Raw genomic sequence first — 21,793 nt, 5'->3', positions numbered from 1 at the left:
AACGAATGTTTTCATACGCTATCAACAAACTCCGACCGCGCTTAATCATATTTGATGTAAGCGAAGCGTTGATCGGTCGGCGGAGTTCCCTCCAGCGCCCCGCCTTCCTTGGCCGGCTGCCACTGGACGACGTCCTCGATCTTTCTCGCCAACTCGAAGTCCTTGTCGGTGATACCCTTCGCCGCGTGGTTCATAAGGCGTACCTCGACCCAGGCATAGGAAGCGGTGATATCGGGATGGTGCCACGCCGCCTCGGCGAGATGGCCAACCGTGTTGATGACCATCAGCGTCGACTTCCAGCTGTGGGTCTTGTATTTGCGCCGGATCCAGCCGTTTTCGTAGCGCCATTTCGGCAGCTCCTTCTCAAGCCGGTCGGCAATCTCGGCGTCCGAATAGATCTTCTCCTTGACCGTTTCGCTCATCTCGACCTCCCCGAATTGCTCGGTCCGTCAACACGACAGGCCAAAGCAGAAACATGAATGCACTCTCTTTGGCTTGCTCCCTCGACGAAAACAGTTATCATCGTGGCGGGCACCTAAACTTCCATGATGCATCCATGATGCACCCATCGGGGGGCAGATGTCGAATTTTGTTACCGTACGAGTGCCCGCTCGCCTTCACCTTGGCTTCCTCGATCTCAATGGCGATGCCGGACGTCGCTTTGGCAGCGTTGGGCTTCCGTTGAGTGAACCCGAAACCGTTGTCACCCTGTCGCGGTCCGGCGAGACCCTAGTCGAAGGTTCCGAGAGCGCTCGCGCCGGTGAGCACTTGTCGACGCTCCGCAGGCATCTCGGCATTCGCGGCCAGCACCATTTGGTGATCGAACAGTCGATCCCGAGTCACGCCGGCCTTGGGTCCGGCACGCAGATCGCCCTTGCCGTCGCCTCGGCACTGCGAACGCTGCACAACCTGCCTCTCGATGTCGCCGGCGACGCGACCCTGCTCGAACGAGGCGGCCGATCTGGAATCGGCATCGCAAGTTTCGAAGACGGCGGCGTGATTGTCGACGCGGGCAAGGACGAGCGTGGCGGACCGCCTCCGGTCGTGGCGCGGCTGCCGTTTCCCGAAGAATGGCGCGTCATCCTCATCCTCGACCATGCCGGGCATGGACTGCATGGCGAGGCCGAGGTCGCGGCGTTCCGTTCACTGCCACCCTTCCCGACGGCGGGCAGCGGCGAGATCTGCCGGAGGGTGCTGATGGGTATCATGCCGGCCTTGGTCGAGCGCGATCTTGCGGCATTCGGCGCTGCCGTCGCCGCGATACAGATGCTGATCGGCAGCCATTTCGCTCCGGCGCAGGGCGGCGTGTTCACCTCAAAGCGGGTCGAGATGGTCGCTCACCGTCTCAATGAAGCGGGCGCCGTCGGAATCGGCCAGAGTTCCTGGGGACCGACAGGGTTTGCCTTCGCGCCGTCGCATGACGCCGCGCTCAAATTCGTCGACGCGGTTCAGAAGACAACCGTTGAAGACGGCCTTCAGATCAAGATCGTCAAAGGCAGGAACTCCGGCGCGAAGATCAGTTCGACCGGACTCGGTCTCGTCGGCAGCTGACGCTTCAGATTCCAAGCAGAAAGGCGAGAAATGGCCCGCAAACATATCCTGCATATGCTGACGCCGTTGAAGCACATGAGCCCCTTCGACGTGAACATGGCGCTCGACGCGGGCTTCGACAGCGTCGTCCCCTATGTCGATGTTGGCCTTGGTGAGGTGACAGGCCTGGTTCAGGACGCGATCTTTTCGCGTCCGCCTGATGCCGGCGTTGATACCGGCATCTTTATCGCCGGGAAGGATGCTTCGTTGGCGCTCGACATGTTCGATGCCGCGAAGAAGGCGATGGTGCCGCCTTTCCAGGTTTCGGTATTTGCCGACCCGGCCGGCTCGTTTACCACGGCCGCGGCGATGGTGGCCAAGGTCGAAAAGGCGTTGGAGAAGAAATTCGAGCGCGGGCTGAAGGACACGAGGGTGGCTGTTTTTGGCGCCACCGGCGTGGTTGGCTTCTGCACCGCCGTCATCGCGGCAAGGGAGGGCGCCCGCGTCACACTCGTCGGCCATGACGGCATCGAAAGGGTGAAACAGATCGCTGCCGAGATCAAAAGCCGATTCAAGATCGGTGTCGATGCGGCTGACGGATCGAGCGATGCCCGGAAAGCCTATCTGGTCGAGGCAAGTGAGGTCATACTGGCTTGTGCGAAGGCCGGCGTCCAGGTGGTTTCAAAGGCCCAGTTGAGAGGCAGCGGCTTGCTTATCGCCGCCGACGTCAACGCGGTTCCGCCCGCAGGCATCGAAGGATTGGCCGTCAATGCCAATGGCGACCCGCTAGAAGCGTCAAAGGCCGTCGGGATTGGCCCGCTTGCCATCGGCAACGTCAAATATAAGGTCGAGTCGGGCCTTTTCAAAAGAATGATCGAATCCGAAAAAACGATCGCGCTCGATTTCCAGGAAGCGTTTTCCCTTGCACGCGAGATTGCCAAATAGCGCCAGATCTCTGCTGATCGCGGCGATTTCAGGCCGGGCATTGGCCATGGCTGCGCGGCGTGCGGGCTATCGTCCGTTGGTCGCTGATTTCTTCTGCGACACCGATACGGTTGCGCTGGCAGAACGAACGACCAAGCTGCCGGGCAACCTACAGGACGGCATCGACGGCGAGCGCATCATCGAGACGCTTCGGGACCTGGCCGGCGAAGACCAGCCGGTCGCCGTCGTCCTGGGCTCGGGTTTTGAGCGGATGACGGAGACTGTCGACGCCGTCGCTCGCCATTTTCCGCTTGCCGGCAATCGCGGCGCGGCGATCAGCAGGATCAAGGATCCGCAATTGCTGGCCGCGGATTGTGCCGAACTCGGCATCCCACATCCGGAATTCCGGTGGGATCGGCCGCCTGAGCCAGACAGCTGGGTGGCCAAGACCGTGGGCGGCGCCGGGGGTGGGCATATCAGACGGGCGGCCGGAGAAAGCCAGACCACCGGCCGCTATTTCCAACGTTTCATCGCCGGACGCAGCGTCTCGGCCCTCTTCGTCGGCGACGGCCAGGCCGCGCGCATCGTCGGCTTCAGCCAACAATGGACTTCCCCCGTCTCCGCGGCACCCTATCGCTATGGCGGGGCCGTGCGGTTGAGACGCTTCGACCGCAGGCAGGCGGCGCTCATCGGCGGCTGGCTTTCAGCCCTGACGCGCCGCGCCGGCCTGGTTGGATTGTGCAGCGCCGATCTCATTCGCGGATCGGACGGCTACAAGCTCATCGAGATCAATCCGCGGCCAGGCGCCACGCTGGACATTTTTGACGAGGACGAGGCGCCGCTGATCGAAGCACATCTGCGAGCTGCGGCCGGAGGAACCTACCGTTTGCCACGCTTCGTCGATTCGATGGCTTCAATGGTGACCTACGCCGCGACCCCAATCGCCCGGTTTCCGTCGATTGTGTGGCCCGAATGGACTGCGGACCACCAGTCACCCGGCACCCGTCTGATTGCCGGCGACCCCGTCTGTACCGTCTTCGCGCGCGGTCCGAACGCCGGTTTGACCCGGCGGCTCATCAAGGGGCAAGCCCGCCGGTTGCAACTCCAATGGGAAGGAGACCGGACATGAAGAACGGTTCGGCATTCCTGAACGACAATGCACAGCGCATCGCCGACGGCATGATCAGCGATGCCGAACGGCTGCGGATCGCCGCTTCCAAGGGAACCTTGGGCGAGCTCCTTATCGATGTCGGCGCCAAGGCGCCCGGCAGCGTCGAGGCCGGGCTGCGCATGGCAGAGGCGGCGATGGGTGGTCTCGGCAGCGTTTCAGTGTTCATGGACCGCACGGAGCGGAAATGGCCGTTCACGGTCGAGGTGCGCTCGTCGCAGCCCGTACTGGCCTGCCTAGGCAGTCAATATGCGGGCTGGAACCTGTCTGCCCAGGACTATTTCGCCATGGGATCGGGACCTGCGCGGGCACTCGCCCGCGTCGAACCACTGTTCGACGCGCTTTCCTATCGAGACACCGCATCGTCCGCCGTGCTTATCCTGGAGACTGCCAAACCGCCTCCCCCAGCAATCGTCGAGAAAGTGAGCAAGGCAACCGGATTGGCAACCGACAAGCTCACCTTCCTCTACGCGCCGACGCAAAGCCTTGCCGGCAGCCTGCAGATCGTTGCGCGCGCGCTCGAGGTTGCCCTGCACAAGGCCAACGATCTCAAATTTCCGCTGGAGAACGTTGTCGACGGCATCGGAGCGGCGCCAATCCCCGCCCCCCACCCGGATTTCCTGACCGCCATGGGCAGAACGAACGATGCCATCATCTATGGCGGCAGCGTCCAGCTCTTCGTAAAAGGGTCGGCAAAAGAGGCCAGCAACCTCGCGGAGAAACTTCCGAGCCGCGCCTCACGGGACTACGGTCAACCGTTTGCCGAGATCTTCAAGCGGTTCAAGGGGGATTTCTATGCCATCGATCCGCTGCTGTTCAGCCCGGCCGAAGTGATCGTGACGGCGATCGAAACCGGCGATACGTTTCGCGCTGGCCGGCGTGATCCGAAGATGCTCGAACGGAGCCTCGGTTAGAGCATGGCGGCACAAAGGGAACCGTCCGTCATCCGCCATGTCCGAGGAGCCACATGATCCCTCGCATCCTGATCGTCAGTGACAGTTCGGACACCGGCTCCAGAGGCCTCGCGGCAAGGCTTAGTCGACGGGGCGCTATTGTTGCTACCGCGCCGCTGGCGGCAATCGCGTTCGACACCGGTAGCCCGAGCGGACTTTCGATCCCCGGTTTCGGCGGCGCGCTGCCCGACGCCGTGCTCGTCCGTTCGATCGCCGCCGGATCGTTCGAGGCGATCACCCGGCGCCTCGGGGTGCTGCACGCGCTGAGCCGGCTGTCGGTTCCCGTGTGGAATTCGGCGCAGGCGGTCGAACGCTGCGTCGACAAGTCGATGACGACGTTCCTCTTGAAAAATGCCGGCCTGCCAACGCCGCCGACGTTCGCCGTCGAAGGCCTTGCCGCCGCCAAGGAGATCGCGGCGCGGGAGCTTCCGGAGGGACCGCTGGTTCTGAAACCCTTGTTCGGGGCGCAAGGCCGCGGGATAAGGCTGATCCGTACGCTCTCCGACCTTCCCGCCGCAGACGAGGTGAACAGCGTCTACTATCTCCAGCATTATGTGTCGCGCGCCGGCCCGCCTTTCCGGGATTTTCGCGTTTTTATCTGCGCCGGCGAAACCGTCGCGATGATGAGCCGCAGCAGCGACGACTGGATCACGAACGTCAACCGGGGTGGCGTGCCGGAGCCGGTTTCGGGACATGGCGAGGCTGAGCTGGCAGCGCTGGCTGTCGCCGCGTCGGCCGCCGTCGGCGCGGATTTTGCTGGCGTGGACATTGTGCGAGCCGACGATGGCAGCTTGTTCGTGCTCGAGGTGAACAGCATGCCCGCCTGGTCAGGGCTGCAATCGGTGGTCGCTGTGAACATCGCCGAAGCGATCGCCGATGCCCTGCTGAAATTCCTGGCCGACCGCACCGAAGCCACCGCCGCGCCGCGCCCCTTCCGGTTCACCGCGCCGGCGAATTCGTAACGGAGCGGCGGAGGATGACGTTATCGCGTGAACGCCTCCGGGCTAGCTACAAGGATGCCTGCAGGATGGAGATCGAAGCTCTGAAGCCGGGCAATGTCCACCTGTTCGCCGACGGACACGGCATGTCCGCCGCTCAGTTCATGATAAGTGCCGAGGTTTCGTCCGAGCCGCTGACCGATCCTCGCCTCTCGGCCGGGCAGCGCATGCTGGAGGCGGTGCGTGCGACACGTCTGGCGGTAGCGACCAATACAAATCTCGGTATCATCCTCCTGGCGGGGCCTCTGATATGCGCCGCCGAAATGAGGAGTGGCAGCTTGCAGGATAATCTCGACTCGCTGCTGCGCGCGTTGAGCATGGACGATACCAGGGCAGTGTTCGAGGCGATCGCCATGGCAGCGCCAGGCGGCCTGGGAGACGCCGCCAATGATGTGCGGCAGGAGCCGAAGGTTCATCTCCTGGAAGCAATGCGGGAGGCTGCCGACCGCGATATGATCGCACGCCAGTATGACACCTGTTTCGGCGACGTGTTCGGGGTCGGGCTGGCGGCGCTGGTAGGGGCGCTAGCGCGCGGAGAAAGCGGCATGTGGCCGACCGTGTTCGCCTATATGGCGTTTGTCGCAGGCTTCCCCGACAGTCACGTGGTTCGCAATCACGGAATTGAAGTCGCAAATCAGGTGCGACAAGACGCTCTTGCCGTTCAGGCGGCGCTCCATGCCAACGGCGACGAGCCGTCACGCATTCGCCTGCTCATGGAGTTCGACCGCCGGCTGAAGGCGGTCAAAGTCAACCCGGGCACCTCGGCCGATCTGACCGTGGCTACTCTTTTAGTCCACACCCTGGGCGCTCGCTTGCATAATCGCGGCGTTGGTGCTTGACTTCCAAAAGCGGGAGCTGTGCTTCCGCGGCTATCTAGCCAACCGGCCCGGGCAATCCGGGCGCTGCCAACAAGGATAGCTGTCCATCGAGCGCCTGCTCGGTTGCAGCGTCCGTGGACATCATAATTGTGTCTTGGAGGAAATTGGCATGGCAAAAATCTCGAAGGTAATGGTCGGTGAATCGCTGGTAGGGGACGGCAACGAAGTCGCGCATGTCGACCTGCTCATCGGCCCGCGAGGGAGTGCGGTCGAAACGGCATTTTGCAACGCGCTCACCAACAACAAGGACGGTTTTACCTCGCTTTTGGCGGTGATCGCGCCTAATCTTCAATGCAAGCCCAATACGGTGATGTTCAACAAGGTTACGATCAAGGGCGCCAAGCAGGCTGTCCAGATGTTCGGGCCGGCGCAGCACGCCGTTGCAAAGGCCGTGCAGGACAGCGTCGCGGACGGGACCATTCCGGCCAACGAAGCGGACGACGTGTTCATCTGCGTCGGCGTATTCATCCATTGGGACGCGGCCGACGACGCCAAGATCCAGAAATACAACTACGAGGCGACGAAGGAGGCCATCCAGCGCGCTATCGCAGGAACCCCGACCGCCGCCGAAGCCACCGCTCAGCGCGACAAGGTCAAGCATCCGTTCGCGGCCTAGACAAGAGACAGCCCCGCACAGGAAAAGCCATCTTCCGAAACGGATGGTCTGTTGCGCCGGCTGAAAAAGGTTCTGGGCTTTTGAAGCGACACTCCCGAAGGGCGCCCGCCTTTCGGGAGTGAGGAGCAACTATGATCAGGCGCCGAGCGACGCCAGGTGACCGGGTGTGAGCGTGGCGTTGTGCAGTGAGGTTGCGACCAGCGCTGCGGCGATACCCATCGCTGACAACGCGTGGATATCGTTGTCATCGCGGACGCCGCCGGCCGCGATGACCGCGCGATCTCCTGCTTTGGCCTTGACTTCCTCCAGCCGCCTGAAGTCCGGGCCGGCGGCCGCACCGACTTTGGCCAGCGTCATCACGATCACCTTTTGCGGCCAAAGCTCGGGCTCATCGAGAAGAGAACGCGGTCCGCAAAAATCATCACCGAAGAAATCAAGGGACAGGATGAGATCGGGATGATCGCGAAAATGCCGGAGCAGCATATCGTCCTGCTGCGATTCGGAACCCAGGACGGGGTACACGGAACGTTGAGCAAGCGCCGCCAAGAGCGTTTTCCCGTCTGCTGCGCCGGCATCGACCCAAAGCTCGGGCGGCTGCGTCATCGCCCTCAGCCGGGCAAGTGCGTCACTGTTTGGAGTACCGCCTTCGATGGCGTCCAGATCGGCGATGTAGAAGGTCGAAAAGGGATAAAGCGTGCGCAACCCTTCGGCGACGGCGAGGACATCGGAACTTCGGCTGAGCGGCGTAACGATCGGCCGGTAGCGATCGCGTTTTCCTTGCTGGGCGCGAACCACCTCGCCGCCTTTCAAGTCGAGAACCGGAATGATGCGCAACGCTTTTCTCGCCAACCAACTGCTGTCATGAAAGCTTGAAGTGTGGAAAAAAGAAAGAGCATCATTGCGGGCTTCGACATTGGCGGCGCGCATCTGAAGGTGACGCGCGCGCAAGGCGGCCGCATCGTCGGCGCGGTAACGCTCGCCACGCCGCTTTGGCAAGGGTTGCACAGCCTGACCTCGGCCCTCGACGAAACAGCCCCGCTCTATGCGGAAGCCGATCTCAACGCGTTCACCATGACGGGCGAACTGTCGGACATCTTTGCATCCCGCGATATCGGCGTGACGACTCTGCTGGGTCAGATTTCCAACCGTTTTCCCACAGGCGAAAAGCTGATCTATGCCGGATCATCCGGCTTTGTCGAGGTCGAGCAGGCAGCGCGGCTGAGCACCGATGTCGCCTCCGCCAACTGGCACGCGACAGCCTCGTTGGTGGCAAAACTGGCCGGCGATGCCCTGTTCGTCGATATGGGCTCCACCACCACCGACATTATCGCAATCAAGAATGGCGCCGTCGTCAATGAGGGCTACACCGATGCCGGACGGCTTCTGACTGGCGAACTGGTCTATACGGGATTTACCAGGACATTCCTGTTCGGCGTAGCCTCGTCTGCTCCTGTCCATCGAAGACTGACGCCATTGATGAACGAGTATTTCGCCTCGATCGCCGACGCGCACCGGATTCTGGGCGTGCTCGATGAGGAGGACGACATGCACCCTTCCGCCGACGGCAAGGAAAAGACCGTCCACGGCTCAATCGCGCGACTGGCGCGCATGGTCGGGCGCGACGCCGCAGAACTTTCGCCGCCGGAATGGGGTGAAGTCGCACGCTGGTTCAGCGAGCAGCAATTGCGGAAAATCCACGACGCAGCATCCCTGGTTGCCTGGGGTCTTGCTCAAGACGTTCCGATCATCGGCGCCGGAACGGGACGCTGGCAGATCAGGCGGCTGGCCGAGCGCATGGAACGTCGCTTTGTCGATTTCGCCGACATCGTCCCTGCCCATGACGCTGTTCGCGGCGAGGCCAGCCGCGCCGCACCAGCATCGGCGGTGGCGCTGCTGGCCGGATATCGATCACAAGCAGCGTAGCGGCGCTCGCGTCGTCACGCTCATGCGTCCTTGCTGCTGGACCCTTTGACGGCCAGGTGATCGCTGACACGCTGCATCAGCCAACCCCAGGCTTCCCGTTCGTCGGCGCCGGCTGTCTTTTCGATAGAGATCGAAAGATACCCGATCTCGGCCTCGATCTTGTCGCGGGGTAGCATGCCAAGCCGGCTGACCAGGATGGCCAGTTCCAGAACAGCCGCCTTGGCACGGTTCAGGCCGGTGAAGGGCGCATGCGTTTCTTCTCGAACCACGCGGCAGAAATGGCGAGGGCGCACGCCATCATCGTCAACGCTCTCGACTTCGAGAACCGAATGCGCCAGCGCAGTCGCCAACCGGGGAACCAGAAAATCTTCAAGGGGAACGGTTGGCCAATCCTTGCGCCCGGTCAGGCATCCAGCGAAGACGCGCACGTCGTCGGTGTAGTTGGCGATGGCGAACGGCACCGCTGCCAGATTATCGAGCGTAACCGACGGACGAAACGGTGCGATGACCCAGCCGTCTTTTTCGGAGATTATGCCGATCGGCGCGATATGGACCTTTCCTGTCTTGTCGACAGTGGTGATGATTGTCTCGCGAATGTAAGGCACCTAGCCCTCCCTCTTCGCGCGAAGCGTCTCGCCCGGTTCGGCAAGACGGGTACGGTCGGTTTCGGGAGCCGGTGCGGCGACGCCCCATGTGAGCGGCTCGTCCTGAACATAGCGCTTGCCGAGGCGCCACGCGATCTCGGCTTTCGTCAGTTCCGCGCCCAGATAAAAAGCATGCGCACCGTCGCTCTCCACGCCAAGCCCGGCGAAGAATTCGAAGGCATCCTTAGCAACCGCGTGCGTTTTTCCATTGAAAATATGGATGCCGTCCTCCGCTGCAGCAATACGGAAGTTGGCGTCGCGCACCTCGGCCGCCAACGCAGCGATATCATCGGTCGAGGCCGTGAAAGGCTTGCGATCGTGGATCTGCAGCAAGCCTGGGTGATAGCTGCGCGGCAGCGCACCGTCATTGCGGGCGGCAAACATGATGCGGCGGGCAATATCGTGCTCCTCGATCGTCCGCACCGTGTGTGGGCTGACATGCACGGCTAGCACGTTTCGAATCCCGAGTTCCGAGCAGAGCCCCGTCAGAACGGCCGTAACGCCGGAACTGTCGGCATCGGTAAGTTCGGTGAGATTGCCGGTGCCCATCAGCAATTCGGCCTCCGGCCAGCGGCGCCGCGCCTCGATGAAGCGGCCGATCGATTGGGAAAAGCCGAAGTGGATCGGATCCAACACGGGGTCCGCGATAAAGGGAATGCCAGCGCTTCGCGCCGCATCGATAGCGCGACCAAGCGAATCCAGATCGCCGGGGGCGGACGGGATCAACACCGCCGTAGCCCCATGGCCGAAGATTAATGGCAGCGTGTTCTCGTCGAGGCTGAGAAGATAGTCCGCGCCGGCGCGCGCACCGATCGACAGTTCGTCCGCGCTGGCCGAATCGACGCTGACCTGAAATCCCTGTGCCTTGAGCTCGCGCACGGCCTCCGACAGCAACGGAAATGGCGTTTCAGGCAGGCAGCCAAGATCGATGACATCGGCGCCGGCCGCAGCTAGCGTCCCCGCCCGCAGCATGAGCGCTTCGATCGACAGCATTGGCGCGTCGACGATCTCGGCGAAGATGCGCATATCGTGACGCGTAAGATCCGGCGGCTCGCCGACACGGCCGAGAAAGGCCGGCAGGTCCGCGATCTCGTCAGGACCGCGCGCAAAGGGCACGCCGAAATGGTTCGACAATTGCTCGATATCGCCGCGATAGCGCCCTGGCAGGATAAAGCGGTCAACGGCGTCGGGTGCGATGAGACGCCGCTTTATGATGTCTTCGGTCATCAGTGCGGCGACCTTGACACCTATGTCGACCACCTCCCACGAAAACTCCGTCTCGCCCAGACCCGATAGCAGCTTTTCCAGCCGTGCCCTGGCCAGATGTCCGGTGAGGAAGACCAGCCGCTCAGCCATGGCCGGACAGTTCGGCCCGGCGTTGCTGAACCGCCGCGTTGAGGTCCGCGAGCGACTCGACGACCCGGGTTCGTTCGAACCCCTTCAGCCGCTCCGTGTTTTCCAGGTCGATCCTGCGCGGATAGACTTTGACCAGGCCATGCGGTGCCATGGTTTCGAGTTCGGGCGCGGTGTCGCAGGCAAAGACGATGATCGGCACGCGGCACTTTCCGGCTTGCGCAAAGACGTTGGTGGCAAGCGTGTCGGAAATACCCCAGACGCATTTGGCAACCGTGTTGGACGAGGCAGGCGCCACCACGACCGTGTGGTAGACGCCGTGGTAAAATTCGCCGACGGGAATGGCGCTCGCCGTCTTGTCGTGCAGCACGCGCGTCGTCTCCGGAAAATCGAGTTTGAGCTTGTACATGCGCAGCACTTCATTGGCGGCTTTCGACACGAAGACATCGCTATGTTCGAGTTGGCGAACAAGTGCGAAGCTCTCCGTGAAAAAATGCCCGGAGCCCGTCAAAACCCACGCCCAACGCGGCACGTGCAGCTTCACCATCGGCTAGCCTGCCTTCTTTGCCGAGCGGGTCGAAGCCACGATCCCGATGCCGGGCAGCTTGCCCGATGCGAGTAGCGCGCCCGCCTCGGCGGCATCCTTCGGACCGGCGAGACGGAAATCGATGCCGTCGGGCAGCATGGCGGCAAAGCCTGGGTCGACAATGCCCCTGGCCTTCAGGCTGTCAGGGGTATCGTTGTCGAAGAATGCATCGGTCTGCTTGATAAGCAACAGAGCGTTCGCGCCAAGTTTCCCGGCAAGCCACGCCGCCAGGGAATCGGAGGTAATGTCCCAAGAGGCCGGAACGTCCGGTGCCGGCAGCGCAAGTGACGACGGCAGCCACACCGGAACCTTGCCCTCGTCCAATGCTCGGACAATCTCCTCCAGCGACCGTGCCGGCGTCAGTCTTTCGTCCCGATCGAGGATGACTTGGCCGAACTGCTCCATGGCGAGGATCGCCATGGCATGTGCGGCGGTGTCGGAAAAATCCAGGCGGGTCTGCGTCTCGCGCACCTGGTCGGCAAACAGGCCGCCGCCGGGCACGATGACGATCGGCAACCTGGAACCCGCCAGCGCCGCGATCCAGCTCGTCATTTCCGCCGCATGGGCAGTGCTGCCGCCAAGCTTGACGACGGCCCGCCCGAGGACGTCGGAGCCTTGCTGGCGCGACCGGGAAACACTGCCTCGGTCTTTTCTGCCCGCAGAGCCGGAGGCGACACCGCGTCCTGCCGCTTGGCGCTTGCGTTCGATCTCGACGCCGACACCGCCAGGCCCGAGCTCGAGTTTTTCCACCCTTACCGTGACGCGCACGACGCGCTGGTTCTCCAGAACGTACGCCGCCACTTGCTCGGCCAAAGCCTCGCTGAGCTGAATGTGTCCCCTCGCGACGATGGTGCGAATGCCATCCATGATGATGTCGTAGGAGAACACATGGCGCATGTCCTCGGGATGGTCGGTGACTTGCAGCACGTCGGCGATCACATCAAAGCGCACCTTTTGAGTATGACCATGCTCGAAGCTGTACGCACCGATCTGGACCGGCAGAACAAAATCCCGCACGAAAATCCTGTCCGTGCCCAGTGTCGGATCAGTGCCCGGCGAATAGCCTCTCGCTGCCAACAGGCGATAGTCGATGCTCGATTTACCGCCTGTCCCAGGCTCTGCCGGGACCAATTCGCGAATCTGCGAGACCGCCTCGGCGCTGATTGAACCCGCGCGGTCGGCATGGCCACACAGCGCTCCGCGAAAGCCGAGGAAATCGGGAGCGAAAGGCAATAGGCGTGGAATATCCGGGGCTTCGAGCGATCCGCTCAGGCCAACCATCAGACCGAGCGACTTCGCTCGATCGACGAATCCCGGAATGCGCTCCGGTGGCAAATGGTCCAGCAGCCGGCCGTTGCCCTTTTGCGCGGTATCGACCATCACGCCATGGAAGCGGTGCCTGCCGAACACCGGCAGGAGCTCGAAATCCGGCGCCAGATCGGCAAAGAGCACAGCGATCAGCTTCGTTCGCGCGGCGAGTGGTTCCAGCGCCTCCGCGCAGGCGGAGATGTCAGCCGATGGGAAAAACCCGATCTTGACATAATCCACGCCGGTCGCCGCGATCTCTTCAGCCTTGGCGCGGATCGTTTCGGGTTCCATCGGCAGGTCGCCGCAGACCGCGCTGACCGGAGCCCGACCCGCGATGAAGGAAATCGTTCGGCGGATGGTTTCGGTGGATACCGCGCCCAGCGCTCCCGCCTTCGGGTCCTTCAGATCGACGATGTCGACGCCGCCCGAAAGAACGATCTCCGCCTCTTCGATACCGGTGACGCTGGCCAGCATTCTGGTCATTTGAACAGTTTCTCCAGTTTGGAGGCCGAGATTCTTTTTTGTTCCTGGTCCGCGCGATTCTCACGCACGTCGCGGATGACATAGCTGCGAACGACCTGGAAATCGAAGATGGCAATCTTTTCAGCCGCCATGGCATATTTGTCAAAAAGACATCTAGCCAGGGCAGACGCGAAAAGTCGTCCGATAGGGTTTGATAAATTTCGCGGGTCGGCTAAGTTGACCATGGGCACCTTGACTTGGCGCGGGTCCCGACAACCGTCGGACCTCAGCGCAAGAATGGGTAATTACTATCGATGACGAGCGCGGTGCCGGGCACTCTCGCCGCCTTTTTGTGCTTTTTTTCCCTGACCGTCAACGCTCCGGGCGCGATAGCCCAGGAAGCGGCGGCGAAGCCGGAAAAAAAAATCACTGAAATCAAGATAGGTTATTTGCGCGCCTACGCGCCGCAACTGACGCTTTCCATGCTCGACCTACCGCCGCGTGACGAGGGTGTCGCCGGCGCCAAGGTGGCAGTCGGTGACAACAACACGACCGGAAAGTTCACCGACCAGAAATTCAGCCTCGACGTGACCGAGATCAAACCCGAAGCCGACGCGGTCCAGGCATTCGAGGACCTGATCGCCAAGGGTGACCACTATGTCGTCGCGGATCTCTCGGCCAAACAATTGCTGTCGATCGCCGATATCGCCCGCGACAAGGGCGTGCTGATCTTCAACATCGGCGCCCCCGACGACAGCCTGCGCGAGGAGGACTGCCGCATCAATGTCTTCCATATCGCGCCGACGCGCAGCATGCTTGCCGATGCGCTGGCGCAGTATCTCATGGTGAAGAAATGGCCGAATTGGGTGCTGCTCTACGGCTCGCACGAGCAGGACCATCTCTACGCCGACGCGTTGCGCCGCGCGGCAACTCGTTTTGGTGGCCAGATCGTCGCCGAGAAGGAATTCAAGGACACCGGCACGGCCAGGCGTACCGATACCGGCGCCACGCAGATACAGCAGCAGATTTCCGTATTCACGCAGGATCTGCCGGAGCACGACATTGTGCTTGTCGCCGACGAAAGCCAGGTTTTTGGCACCTACGTGCCCTACCGGACCTGGACGCCGCGGCTGGTCGCCGGCACGGCCGGGCTTGTTGCATCGTCGTGGCATCCCGCCAGCGAGCAATGGGGCGGCATCCAGATGCAGAGCCGCTTCCTGAAGACGGCGGGCCGGCGGATGCTTTCCAAGGACATGTCGGCGTGGACAGCAGTGCGTGCCGTCGGCGAAGCCACCACGCGCACCAAAGGCGACGATGCGAAAAAGATCAGCGACTACATGCGGTCGGGAGATTTCTCGGTTGCCGCCTTCAAAGGACAGAAGCTCACCTTCCGCAAATGGAACCTCCAGCTTCGCCAGCCGATCCTGCTTGGTGACACCAAGTCGGTCGTTTCGACATCGCCGCAGGAGGGCTATCTCCACCAATTCTCTGAACTCGATACGCTCGGTATCGATCAGCCGGAAACAAAATGCGTTCTCAAGTAGGGCCAAAGGGGAGGAATTTGCGTGCAGACACGAGCTTGTGCATTCGCCATTCTCGCGGCCGGCCTCACGGCCAGCCCGGCATCGGCCTATACGGCATACGTTTCCAACGAGAAGGACAACACGATGACGGTCGTCGACACGGCCACCATGCAAGTGGTGAAGACCGTCGAGGTCGGCCAGAGGCCACGCGGCATCACCATCTCGCATGACGGCAAATTCGTTTATCTATGCGCCAGCGACGACGACACGGTCGAAATCATCGACACCGCGACGCTGCAGATCGTCGGCACGTTGCCATCTGGCCCCGATCCCGAATTGTTCGTGCTCTCGCCTGACGGCAAGACGCTCTATGTCGCCAATGAGGACGACAACCTCGTCACCGCCATCGACGTCGAGAGCAAACAGGTCATGGCGGAGATTCCAGTCGGCGTGGAACCGGAAGGCATGGGTATCAGCCCTGATGGCAAGACCATGGTCAACACCTCGGAAACCACCAGCATGGCGCATTTCATCGACACTGGCACCCACGATGTGACCGATAACGTGCTGGTCGACACGCGCCCGCGCTTTGCCGAATTCAAGCCGGACGGCTCGCAGGTCTGGGTCAGCGCCGAGGTCGGGGGCACCGTCAGCGTCATCGATAACGCCAAACGCGAAGTGGTGAAGAAGATCCAGTTCGCGATTCAGGGATTGCGGGCTGAGACCATCCAGCCGGTAGGCATCGCCATCAGCGGCGACGGCAAGAAAGCCTATGTCGCGCTCGGCCCGGCGAACCATGTCGCCGTGGTCAATACCGACACCTACGAGGTCGAGAAATATATCCTCGTCGGCCAACGCGTCTGGCACCTGGCCTTCACACCCGACCAGAAAACGCTGATCACCACGAATGGCAACTCCAACGACATCACGTTCATCGATACGGCGACCGACGAGCCGGTCCAATCGCTCACCGTGGGCCAGCAGCCTTGGGGTGTGGCCATTTCGCCCAAATAGCAGACATTGATCTAGGGGAGGATCGTGACATGAAATTTCGCCATGGGTTTATCTTCGCCGCGCTCACCGGATTCGTCCTTGCTCCGATCGGCGCAAGCGCGGATGACACAACGCCAAAACCCTCGCGTGCCAGCAAGAACCTGCCGGAATTGATTATCGGCTCGGCCGATTCCACCTATGCCGTCAATCAGAAGGATTTCGAACTGATCGCCGGCCAAGGCTATCGCTGGAAGATCACCTCCAAGGGCGGTTTCGAATACAAGTTCGTGACGGACCTGTTCCGCAATGTGTGGATGGACCAGATCGTCATCGACGATCTGGAGGTGCATATGGACGGCGGACCGGCCTGGCTGGAATTCGACGACGCGGGAACGATCCAGGTGCAATTCCACACAGTTCGCCCGGGCGAATATACCTGGTCGGTTCCCGACCTCGCCGACAAGGGCCTGAAGGGCAAGATCACGATCAAGTGAGACCAAAGGCAATCAGGCGCGCTAGATAGCAGTGCGTCCTGCCAACGCGTCCTGAAGGAGCGATCCGGGCATGCAGCATGTGAGGACAAGCGGACCGGGAGACGAGGCGGCGGCGCTCGATGTCAGTGCCGTCAGCCACTCCTATGGACCGAAGCGGGCACTCAACGAGGTTTCGTTCTCGATCTTGCCGGCGACGTTCACCGTCCTGCTCGGCCTCAACGGGGCTGGCAAGACAACGCTGTTCTCCCTGATCAGCCACCTCTATGACACGCGTCACGGGTCGATCCGCATCTTTGGCCACGACATCCGCAGCGCTTCGGGCGAAGCGCTCAGACGGGTCGGCATCGTGTTCCAGGCGCGAACGCTCGACCTCGATCTCAGCGTCTACCAGAATCTCTCCTACCACGCCTCGCTGCATGGCATTGGCGGACGCGAAGCCCGGCAGCGCATCGCCGCGCTGCTTGACACGGTCGACATGCAGGGCCGCCAGCATGACAAGGCGCGCAGCCTCTCCGGCGGTCAGATGCGGCGCATCGAGATCGCCCGGGCGCTGCTTCACCGACCTTCCCTGCTCCTGCTTGACGAAGCGACCGTCGGCCTCGACATCGAGTCGCGCGCGGGCATCCTCGCCACCATCCGCAAGCTCGTCGAAACCGATGGTATCGGCGTGCTTTGGGCCACGCATCTGATCGATGAAGTCGACGATACCGATCATGTCGTCGTGCTGCGGCGAGGCGACCTGGTCGCCAGGGGCAAGGTGTCGGATGTCGTCCAGGCAAATGGAGGAAATTCCATTCGGGATGCCTTTTCGAAGCTCAGCCGCGTCGACGCGGCAGGCATGGCGGAGACATCGTCATGAGCGCGCCTGCGATGCCCGGAAAAGTCGTCGGCATCAAACCGGTAGGGTCTGAACCATTCGGCCTCCGCCACTATCTCATTTGCCTGAAAGGCATCGTCCTGCGCGAGTGCCTGCGCTTCCTGCACCAACGCGAACGCTTCATTTCCTCACTGGTGCGGCCGCTCGTCTGGCTGTTCATCTTCGCCGCCGGCTTCCGCCAGGTGCTCGGCGTGTCGATCATCCCTCCTTACAAGACCTATGTGCTCTACGAGGTCTACATCACTCCGGGTCTGTGCGGCATGATCCTGCTGTTTTCCGGCATGCAGTCTTCGCTGTCGATGGTCTACGACCGCGAGATGGGCAATATGCGCATCCTGCTGGTCAGCCCGTTTCCGCGCTGGTTCCTGCTGGTGTCGAAGATGTTGGCCGGCGTGGCCGTGTCGATCGTGCAAGTCTACGCATTCCTGATCGTCGCCTGGTTGTGGGGCGTCAGGGCGCCGCCGCTCGGCTATCTCTACGTGCTGCCGGCACTGTTTCTGTCGGGCATGATGCTTTGCGCGCTCGGCATGCTTTTGTCGTCCATGATCAAGCAGCTCGAAAACTTCGCCGGCATCATGAACTTCGTCATCTTTCCAGGCTATTTCGCGTCTCCGGCGCTGTATCCTTTGTGGCGTATCCAGGAGGCAAGCCCCCTGCTCTACAAGATCTGCCTCGCCAATCCGTTCACCTATGCCGTCGAACTGATCCGCTTCGCCTTCTACGGGCAGATCGACTGGCTGTCGCTGGGCGTCGTCGCCGGTTGCACGCTTTTGTTTCTGGGCGGCGCCATCATTGCATATGATCCTTCGCGCGGCCTGATGACCCGCAAGCAGGACACGGGAGGAAACGGCTGATGGCGCGAATGAGACTTGTCCACACCCTGGTTCTGGTCGCCATGCTTGTCCCGATGGACGCCAGGGCGGCAAACACCGATCCCGACTGGCCCTGCATGCAGCGCAAGGTGCCGCAGCTCTCGCTCGGCCAGATCTGGAATGGGCCGGAGCTTCCCCCGGCGGCGAAGGATTGGTCGAAGGATTCGGGCGTCTCCGCGCTGGTCGAGGCGGTGGCGGCCCGACGGACGCCGATTGCCGAGGCCCAGAAGGAGATCAAGGACTTCGCGGCTTCTCTGCCGGCGGAGCAGGTCGCACCAAAGATGGCGATGCTGGTGCAGGGAATGTTCGATCACATGGACGCGGAGCGTTCGCACGTGATTTCCGGCATTTCCCGCTATGCCCACAAGCAGCTCGAAATGGCGGCTGAATTGCGCAAGGAAGCATCCGACGTCGACGCCCTGCGTGCCAAAGCCGATGCCGATCCGGACGAAGTCGAACGGCGTACCGACCAGTTGAATTTCGAGACGCGCATTTTCAACGAACGTGTCCAGTCGCTGACCTATGTCTGCGACGTGCCGACGATAATCGAGCAGCGGCTCTATCAATTGTCCAGGACCGTCTCGGAAACGCTCGGTCAGAAGAAATAGACCTTCACTCGACCTCACGCGACGGATTTAACGTCCCCTAGGTCATCGACACGTCTGGCGTCTCCCTCCGAGCGCCGTCCTGCGGCGCACCCGCTCAGGAATCGGGATAAAGCTTACCGAACAGGGGCAGATACATCGCGCCCTTGCGCATCAGGAAATCGTTGAACGTAGCCATGGCCGGCGAGATTGCGTGATCGGTTCGTATCACCGAGAACCATTGTCGGCGGATCGGCATGCCGACCACGTCGAGGATGACGAGCCGGCCAGCTTCCGTTTCCGCGGCGATGGTGTGGGCAGAAATGAAGGCGATGCCCAGACCAGCCATCACCGCCTGCTTGATCGTTTCGTTCGAGCCCATCTCGACACCGAGTTCGTCGATGCGGCCAGGCACGTCGCTCAGGAATATTTCCAGCGAGATGCGGGTTCCGGAGCCGGGCTCGCGAATAAGGAAATGCTCCTCGGCAATGCGCTCCTTGGAGATATCGCGCGCCGCCGCCAGCGGGTGTTCGGGCGGCGCGATGATGACCAGCGGGTGATCGCCGAAGACCGAGGCACGTACCGGTACCTCTTTCGCCGGGCGGCCCATCAGCGCGATGTCGATGTCGTGATTCTTGAGGTTGTCGATCGTCTGGGCACGATTGCCGATGGCAAGCCGCATGTCGATGTCGGGATGTTCCTTCATGAACGCAGCCATCAGCCGCGGCGCGAAATACTTGGCGGTGGAAACGACGCCGAGCCTCAGGCTGCCTGTACGAACGCCTTTGATGGCGTCGATCTTGTCTTCGAGCAGGCTGAGATGCTCCTCGATAGCCTGCGCCGCCTCAACGACCGCCAAACCTGCGGCAGTGGGACGCATGCCGTCCGACGTCCGGTCGAACAGAGCCAGTTGGAATTCTTCCTCCATTTGCCGCAACTGAATTGTCAGCGCAGAAGGAGACAGACCTAACGCCTTGGCCGCACTCACAATTTTTCCGTTCTTGATGATGGCCTGGATGGTCTTGAAATGTTTGAGCGTGAGGTTTCTCATGCCTCATACTAAATTATTTTTAGTGCTAACGTAAAGTTATTGAATTTTACTTATCGAGTGTCGTTTGTTTTCATTCCCCGATCCAGCCGATCCGAGGAGACGCGGCTGGATCGGGAGGTTACGATGCCAGCGGCAACGCTCGACGCTTTTCTGAACTCCTATCTCGGCCAGCCGGACGAACTCCGCTCCGCGGTCGTAACGACGGTCCGTCAGCTGACACAGGCCGCCAGCAAGGTCCGCAATACCATCAATCAAGGTGTGCTCGGCGCCGCCTTTGCCGGGACCCGTGGCGCCAACGCCGACGGCGATGTCCAGAAGGATCTCGACGTCTTCTCCGACGACATCTTCCTTGACGCCATGCGCCACGCTCCGGTCGCGCTCTACGCTTCCGAGGAGCTGGAGCAACCGGTCCTGCTCGACAGGCAAGCACCACTCGCCATTGCCATCGACCCGCTCGACGGCTCTTCCAACATCGACACCAATGTGTCGATCGGAACGATCTTCTCGCTGTTGCCCATAAATGGCGCGCCGGATGCCGATCCGGCCGCCTCTTTCCTGCAGGCAGGCGCGAATCAGCTAGGCGCCGGTTTCTTCATCTATGGGCCGCAGCTGGCGCTCGTCCTGTCGCTCGGCAGCGGTACGCATATCTTCGTCCTGTCGGCCAGGCTCGGCACCTTCGTCCAGGCCTACGAGAGCCGGATCATTCCGCAACGCACCCAGGAGTTCGCCATCAACGCCGCCAACTACCGGCACTGGGACGAGGCCGTGCGGCTCTATGTCGACGACTGCCTGGAGGGCACCGAAGGACCGCGAGAGAAGGATTTCAACATGCGCTGGATCGCCTCCCTGGTCGCCGACTGCTACCGCATATTGATGCGTGGCGGCGTGTTTCTCTACCCCGGAGACCGGCGCAAGGGGTACGGTCAGGGACGGCTGCGTCTGGTCTACGAGGCCAACCCGATTGCCTATCTCATAGAACAGGCTGCCGGTGCGGCCACGGATACGATCAACCGCATCCTGGACATCGAACCCGACAGCCTGCACCAGCGCGTGCCGGTGGTCTTCGGGTCGGCGCGGGAGGTCGCGCGCATCACCCGCTACCACACCGAGCCGAGCAACATCGGCGAGCGTGCGCCGCTGTTCAGCCGCCGTGGCCTGTTCAGAGCCTGAGCAGCACCATGTCAGCCAAGCACCCCATCATCACCATCACCGGCTCGTCGGGCGCCGGCACCACCTCGGTCAAGCGTATCTTCGAGCTGATCTTCCGGCGCGAGAACATCGAGGCCGCGTTCATCGAAGGCGACGCATTCCACCGCTACGACCGCGCCGCGATGAAGGCAAAGGTGGCCGAGGAGGAGAAGGCCGGCAATCCGAACTTCACCCACTTCAATGCCGCGGCCAACGAACTCGGGATTCTCGAAGAGGTGTTCGCGGAATACGGCCGCCGGGGATCCGGAAGAACCCGCACCTACATCCATGACGAGGAAGAGGAAAAGCAGTACGGCACGCCACCGGGAAGCTTTACCGAATGGCGCGAGTTCGCTCCCAGCGACCTGCTCTTCTACGAGGGGCTGCACGGCTGTGTCGTCACCGACACGATCAATTTGGCCAAACATGCGGATCTCAAGATTGGCGTGGTGCCGGTCATCAACCTCGAATGGATCCAGAAGATCCATCGCGACCGTTCGACACGCGGCTATTCCACTGAGGCGGTGATGGACGTGATCCTGCGCCGGATGCCCGACTATGTCCGCTACATTGTCCCGCAATTCTCGCAGACCGCCATCAATTTCCAGCGCGTGCCGATTGTCGATACGTCCAACCCCTTCATCGCGCGCTGGATTCCGACGCCCGACGAATCGATGCTGGTTATCCGCTTCGCCAATCCGCGCGGCATCGATTTTCCCTATCTGCTGTCGATGATCCACGACTCGTTCATGTCGCGGCCAAATTCCATCGTGGTGCCAGGCAACAAGCTCGACCTTGCCATGCAGCTGATCCTGACGCCGCTCATCCTGCAGTTGATCGAACGCAAGAGCCGTGTGTCGTGAGGAGG

Annotated in this window: 24 protein-coding genes; 16 read left to right on the top strand and 8 right to left on the bottom strand. The window is 61.7% G+C overall.

Going from position 1 to position 21,793, the window contains the following annotated elements:
- Window positions 1–41: 41 nt before the first annotated feature.
- On the bottom strand, window positions 42–422 hold the full coding sequence (locus FJ964_RS22840; RefSeq protein ID WP_140552492.1) for a 4a-hydroxytetrahydrobiopterin dehydratase: 381 nt from the start codon (window positions 420–422) through the stop codon (window positions 42–44).
- Window positions 423–579: 157 nt separating this feature from the next.
- Here FJ964_RS22840 and FJ964_RS22835 point away from each other — a divergent pair, with 157 nt between their 5' ends.
- The 7 genes from FJ964_RS22835 (at window position 580) to fae (ending at window position 7,067) form a co-directional block, all read left to right on the top strand.
- A complete protein-coding gene (locus FJ964_RS22835) occupies window positions 580–1,551 on the top strand; it encodes a beta-ribofuranosylaminobenzene 5'-phosphate synthase family protein (RefSeq protein ID WP_140552491.1) in 972 nt (323 codons plus the stop codon).
- 30 nt (window positions 1,552–1,581) lie between these two features.
- Window positions 1,582–2,475, top strand: coding sequence for an NAD(P)-dependent methylenetetrahydromethanopterin dehydrogenase (locus tag FJ964_RS22830; RefSeq protein ID WP_140552490.1), 894 nt, complete (start codon window positions 1,582–1,584; stop codon window positions 2,473–2,475).
- A gap of 46 nt (window positions 2,476–2,521) precedes the next feature.
- Window positions 2,522–3,583 carry an ATP-grasp domain-containing protein gene (locus FJ964_RS22825; protein ID WP_224713385.1) on the top strand — a complete coding sequence of 354 codons (1,062 nt, stop codon included), beginning with the start codon at window positions 2,522–2,524 and terminating at the stop codon, window positions 3,581–3,583.
- Entirely contained in the window at window positions 3,580–4,536 is a 957-nt protein-coding gene (gene mch, locus FJ964_RS22820) for a methenyltetrahydromethanopterin cyclohydrolase (protein ID WP_140552489.1), read from the top strand. Before FJ964_RS22825 ends, mch begins: the two co-directional genes overlap by 4 nt.
- A gap of 53 nt (window positions 4,537–4,589) precedes the next feature.
- Window positions 4,590–5,537, top strand: a complete 948-nt coding sequence (locus tag FJ964_RS22815) for a RimK family alpha-L-glutamate ligase (protein ID WP_140552488.1) — start codon at window positions 4,590–4,592, stop codon at window positions 5,535–5,537.
- 14 nt (window positions 5,538–5,551) lie between these two features.
- Entirely contained in the window at window positions 5,552–6,412 is an 861-nt protein-coding gene (locus FJ964_RS22810; RefSeq protein ID WP_140552487.1) for a triphosphoribosyl-dephospho-CoA synthase, read from the top strand.
- A 148-nt stretch (window positions 6,413–6,560) separates the two neighbouring features.
- Window positions 6,561–7,067 carry a formaldehyde-activating enzyme gene (gene fae, locus FJ964_RS22805; RefSeq protein ID WP_140552486.1) on the top strand — a complete coding sequence of 169 codons (507 nt, stop codon included), beginning with the start codon at window positions 6,561–6,563 and terminating at the stop codon, window positions 7,065–7,067.
- A 135-nt stretch (window positions 7,068–7,202) separates the two neighbouring features.
- Here the strand turns inward: fae and FJ964_RS22800 are convergent, their stop codons facing one another.
- Complete coding sequence (locus tag FJ964_RS22800) at window positions 7,203–7,901, bottom strand: HisA/HisF-related TIM barrel protein (protein ID WP_224713382.1); 699 nt, start codon at window positions 7,899–7,901, stop codon at window positions 7,203–7,205.
- Between the two features lie 42 nt (window positions 7,902–7,943).
- On the opposite strand from FJ964_RS22800, the gene FJ964_RS22795 reads away from it, so the two are divergent.
- Window positions 7,944–8,990 (top strand): hydantoinase/oxoprolinase family protein, encoded by a 1,047-nt coding sequence (locus FJ964_RS22795; RefSeq protein ID WP_140552484.1) that lies wholly within the window; start codon window positions 7,944–7,946, stop codon window positions 8,988–8,990.
- A 20-nt stretch (window positions 8,991–9,010) separates the two neighbouring features.
- Here FJ964_RS22795 and FJ964_RS22790 read toward each other — a convergent pair whose 3' ends face one another.
- Genes FJ964_RS22790 through FJ964_RS22770 form a run of 5 tightly spaced genes read right to left on the bottom strand, consistent with a single transcriptional unit; the run spans window position 9,011 to window position 13,588 of the window.
- Window positions 9,011–9,595, bottom strand: a complete 585-nt coding sequence (locus FJ964_RS22790) for a DUF447 domain-containing protein (RefSeq protein ID WP_140552483.1) — start codon at window positions 9,593–9,595, stop codon at window positions 9,011–9,013.
- Window positions 9,596–10,990 carry a DUF6513 domain-containing protein gene (locus tag FJ964_RS22785; protein WP_140552482.1) on the bottom strand — a complete coding sequence of 465 codons (1,395 nt, stop codon included), beginning with the start codon at window positions 10,988–10,990 and terminating at the stop codon, window positions 9,596–9,598. It abuts the gene before it with no gap.
- A complete protein-coding gene (locus FJ964_RS22780) occupies window positions 10,983–11,534 on the bottom strand; it encodes a flavoprotein (RefSeq protein ID WP_140552481.1) in 552 nt (183 codons plus the stop codon). The genes FJ964_RS22785 and FJ964_RS22780 overlap by 8 nt, the downstream gene beginning before the upstream one ends.
- 3 nt (window positions 11,535–11,537) lie before the next feature.
- Window positions 11,538–13,364 (bottom strand): (5-formylfuran-3-yl)methyl phosphate synthase, encoded by a 1,827-nt coding sequence (locus tag FJ964_RS31410; RefSeq protein WP_140552480.1) that lies wholly within the window; start codon window positions 13,362–13,364, stop codon window positions 11,538–11,540.
- The gene (locus FJ964_RS22770) at window positions 13,361–13,588 is read right to left on the bottom strand and encodes a hypothetical protein (protein WP_140552479.1); all 228 of its coding nucleotides are present in this window, start codon (window positions 13,586–13,588) and stop codon (window positions 13,361–13,363) included. The genes FJ964_RS31410 and FJ964_RS22770 overlap by 4 nt, the downstream gene beginning before the upstream one ends.
- 69 nt (window positions 13,589–13,657) lie before the next feature.
- On the opposite strand from FJ964_RS22770, the gene FJ964_RS22765 reads away from it, so the two are divergent.
- The 6 genes from FJ964_RS22765 (at window position 13,658) to FJ964_RS22740 (ending at window position 18,710) form a co-directional block, all read left to right on the top strand.
- On the top strand, window positions 13,658–14,887 hold the full coding sequence (locus FJ964_RS22765) for an ABC transporter substrate-binding protein (protein WP_140552478.1): 1,230 nt from the start codon (window positions 13,658–13,660) through the stop codon (window positions 14,885–14,887).
- Window positions 14,888–14,908: 21 nt separating this feature from the next.
- Window positions 14,909–15,880 carry a YVTN family beta-propeller repeat protein gene (locus tag FJ964_RS22760; RefSeq protein WP_140552477.1) on the top strand — a complete coding sequence of 324 codons (972 nt, stop codon included), beginning with the start codon at window positions 14,909–14,911 and terminating at the stop codon, window positions 15,878–15,880.
- 29 nt (window positions 15,881–15,909) lie between these two features.
- Window positions 15,910–16,353 carry a hypothetical protein gene (locus FJ964_RS22755; RefSeq protein WP_140552476.1) on the top strand — a complete coding sequence of 148 codons (444 nt, stop codon included), beginning with the start codon at window positions 15,910–15,912 and terminating at the stop codon, window positions 16,351–16,353.
- A 70-nt stretch (window positions 16,354–16,423) separates the two neighbouring features.
- Window positions 16,424–17,212: an ATP-binding cassette domain-containing protein gene (locus tag FJ964_RS22750; RefSeq protein WP_140552475.1), complete on the top strand. Its 789-nt coding sequence runs from the start codon at window positions 16,424–16,426 to the stop codon at window positions 17,210–17,212.
- 11 nt (window positions 17,213–17,223) lie between these two features.
- On the top strand, window positions 17,224–18,084 hold the full coding sequence (locus tag FJ964_RS22745) for an ABC transporter permease (RefSeq protein WP_181167723.1): 861 nt from the start codon (window positions 17,224–17,226) through the stop codon (window positions 18,082–18,084).
- Complete coding sequence (locus FJ964_RS22740; RefSeq protein WP_140552474.1) at window positions 18,084–18,710, top strand: hypothetical protein; 627 nt, start codon at window positions 18,084–18,086, stop codon at window positions 18,708–18,710. Before FJ964_RS22745 ends, FJ964_RS22740 begins: the two co-directional genes overlap by 1 nt.
- A 94-nt stretch (window positions 18,711–18,804) precedes the next feature.
- On the opposite strand, the gene FJ964_RS22735 is transcribed toward FJ964_RS22740, so the two are convergent.
- Complete coding sequence (locus tag FJ964_RS22735) at window positions 18,805–19,737, bottom strand: LysR family transcriptional regulator (protein ID WP_140552473.1); 933 nt, start codon at window positions 19,735–19,737, stop codon at window positions 18,805–18,807.
- Between the two features lie 123 nt (window positions 19,738–19,860).
- On the opposite strand from FJ964_RS22735, the gene FJ964_RS22730 reads away from it, so the two are divergent.
- Both FJ964_RS22730 and FJ964_RS22725 read left to right on the top strand, forming a co-directional pair.
- Complete coding sequence (locus FJ964_RS22730; protein ID WP_140552472.1) at window positions 19,861–20,907, top strand: class 1 fructose-bisphosphatase; 1,047 nt, start codon at window positions 19,861–19,863, stop codon at window positions 20,905–20,907.
- An 8-nt stretch (window positions 20,908–20,915) separates the two neighbouring features.
- Complete coding sequence (locus FJ964_RS22725; RefSeq protein ID WP_140552471.1) at window positions 20,916–21,788, top strand: phosphoribulokinase; 873 nt, start codon at window positions 20,916–20,918, stop codon at window positions 21,786–21,788.
- Window positions 21,789–21,793 lie beyond the last annotated feature (5 nt).

The organism is Mesorhizobium sp. B2-3-2 (genome assembly GCF_006442295.1).
Lineage (GTDB): Bacteria > Pseudomonadota > Alphaproteobacteria > Rhizobiales > Rhizobiaceae > Mesorhizobium.
The sequence above is the reverse complement of the archived record's forward strand: the minus strand, read 5'-3'. Positions and strand labels throughout refer to the sequence as shown.

What these genes read in the sequence shown, in the direction of transcription:
- mch (WP_140552489.1), top strand. Translation starts at nt 3,580, where the DNA reads ATGAAGAACGGTTCGGCATTCCTGAACGACAATGCACAGCGCATCGCC.
- FJ964_RS22830 (WP_140552490.1), top strand. Translation starts at nt 1,582, where the DNA reads ATGGCCCGCAAACATATCCTGCATATGCTGACGCCGTTGAAGCACATG.
- FJ964_RS22770 (WP_140552479.1), bottom strand. Translation starts at nt 13,588, where the DNA reads ATGGTCAACTTAGCCGACCCGCGAAATTTATCAAACCCTATCGGACGA.
- FJ964_RS22815 (WP_140552488.1), top strand. Translation starts at nt 4,590, where the DNA reads ATGATCCCTCGCATCCTGATCGTCAGTGACAGTTCGGACACCGGCTCC.
- FJ964_RS22840 (WP_140552492.1), bottom strand. Translation starts at nt 422, where the DNA reads ATGAGCGAAACGGTCAAGGAGAAGATCTATTCGGACGCCGAGATTGCC.
- FJ964_RS22785 (WP_140552482.1), bottom strand. Translation starts at nt 10,990, where the DNA reads ATGGCTGAGCGGCTGGTCTTCCTCACCGGACATCTGGCCAGGGCACGG.
- fae (WP_140552486.1), top strand. Translation starts at nt 6,561, where the DNA reads ATGGCAAAAATCTCGAAGGTAATGGTCGGTGAATCGCTGGTAGGGGAC.
- FJ964_RS22765 (WP_140552478.1), top strand. Translation starts at nt 13,658, where the DNA reads ATGACGAGCGCGGTGCCGGGCACTCTCGCCGCCTTTTTGTGCTTTTTT.
- FJ964_RS22825 (WP_224713385.1), top strand. Translation starts at nt 2,522, where the DNA reads ATGGCTGCGCGGCGTGCGGGCTATCGTCCGTTGGTCGCTGATTTCTTC.
- FJ964_RS22730 (WP_140552472.1), top strand. Translation starts at nt 19,861, where the DNA reads ATGCCAGCGGCAACGCTCGACGCTTTTCTGAACTCCTATCTCGGCCAG.
- FJ964_RS22735 (WP_140552473.1), bottom strand. Translation starts at nt 19,737, where the DNA reads ATGAGAAACCTCACGCTCAAACATTTCAAGACCATCCAGGCCATCATC.
- FJ964_RS22750 (WP_140552475.1), top strand. Translation starts at nt 16,424, where the DNA reads ATGCAGCATGTGAGGACAAGCGGACCGGGAGACGAGGCGGCGGCGCTC.
- FJ964_RS22780 (WP_140552481.1), bottom strand. Translation starts at nt 11,534, where the DNA reads ATGGTGAAGCTGCACGTGCCGCGTTGGGCGTGGGTTTTGACGGGCTCC.
- FJ964_RS22835 (WP_140552491.1), top strand. Translation starts at nt 580, where the DNA reads ATGTCGAATTTTGTTACCGTACGAGTGCCCGCTCGCCTTCACCTTGGC.
- FJ964_RS22810 (WP_140552487.1), top strand. Translation starts at nt 5,552, where the DNA reads ATGACGTTATCGCGTGAACGCCTCCGGGCTAGCTACAAGGATGCCTGC.
- FJ964_RS31410 (WP_140552480.1), bottom strand. Translation starts at nt 13,364, where the DNA reads ATGACCAGAATGCTGGCCAGCGTCACCGGTATCGAAGAGGCGGAGATC.
- FJ964_RS22740 (WP_140552474.1), top strand. Translation starts at nt 18,084, where the DNA reads ATGGCGCGAATGAGACTTGTCCACACCCTGGTTCTGGTCGCCATGCTT.
- FJ964_RS22755 (WP_140552476.1), top strand. Translation starts at nt 15,910, where the DNA reads ATGAAATTTCGCCATGGGTTTATCTTCGCCGCGCTCACCGGATTCGTC.
- FJ964_RS22725 (WP_140552471.1), top strand. Translation starts at nt 20,916, where the DNA reads ATGTCAGCCAAGCACCCCATCATCACCATCACCGGCTCGTCGGGCGCC.
- FJ964_RS22745 (WP_181167723.1), top strand. Translation starts at nt 17,224, where the DNA reads ATGCCCGGAAAAGTCGTCGGCATCAAACCGGTAGGGTCTGAACCATTC.